This window comes from Billgrantia ethanolica (assembly GCF_021404305.1).
Classification (GTDB): Bacteria; Pseudomonadota; Gammaproteobacteria; order Pseudomonadales; family Halomonadaceae; genus Halomonas; species Halomonas ethanolica.
The window spans coordinates 1-791 of sequence record NZ_JABFTX010000013.1; the positions used below are offsets into that span (position 1 = coordinate 1).

1 protein-coding gene is annotated in these 791 nt (G+C 69.4%); it reads right to left on the reverse strand.

Features of this window, described 5'->3' with window-relative positions:
- The coding region (locus tag HOP53_RS21285; RefSeq protein WP_234271863.1) for a DUF5801 repeats-in-toxin domain-containing protein at positions 1 to 791 on the reverse strand (791 nt) is incomplete at both ends.

The window sequence follows — 791 nt, forward strand, 5'->3', positions numbered from 1 at the left end:
TGGCACTGTCGGTGGCCGTGTCGCCGTCGGCGTCGGTGAGGGTCACGCTGCCGGTGAGCAGGATCTGGCCGCCGGCCAGGTGCAGCACTTCGCTGGCATTGCTCGCCGTCGGGTGGTCGATGGCCTGCTGCTGATCCAGCACCAACTTGCCGTCGACGAGAGAGACGACGAAGACGGTGTTGCCGCCGTTGACGTCAGCGGCGCTGGCCGCCGTGCTGCCGACCACGCTGCCGCCGATCAGGTGCAGGTAGACCGCCTGGCCACCGCTGGTGAGGTTTTCGCCGCTGCCGTCCTGGGCCACGTTGCCGGCGACGTTGTTGCCCAGGCTCAGGCTGTAGTGCCAGGCCTTGCCACCACCGGCGGCCGCGCCGTCGCCACCGAAGGACTTGTCGACGATGGTGAAGAAGTCGCGCAGCGCGGCACTGTCGGTGCCCAGCGCGGCGTCGGTGGTCAGCAGGCTGGCCAGCTCGGCGGCAGCACCGATCTCGATACTCGGGCCGTGATCCTGGAAGCCCAGCTGCCCCCCCAGGTCGACGATGGCACTGTCGGTGGCCGTGTCGCCGTCGGCGTCGGTGAGGGTCACGCTGCCGGTGAGCAGGATCTGGCCGCCGGCCAGGTGCAGCACTTCGCTGGCATTGCTCGCCGTCGGGTGGTCGATGGCCTGCTGCTGATCCAGCACCAACTTGCCGTCGACGAGAGAGACGACGAAGACGGTGTTGCCGCCGTTGACGTCAGCGGCGCTGGCCGCCGTGCTGCCGACCACGCTGCCGCCGATCAGGTGCAGGTAGACC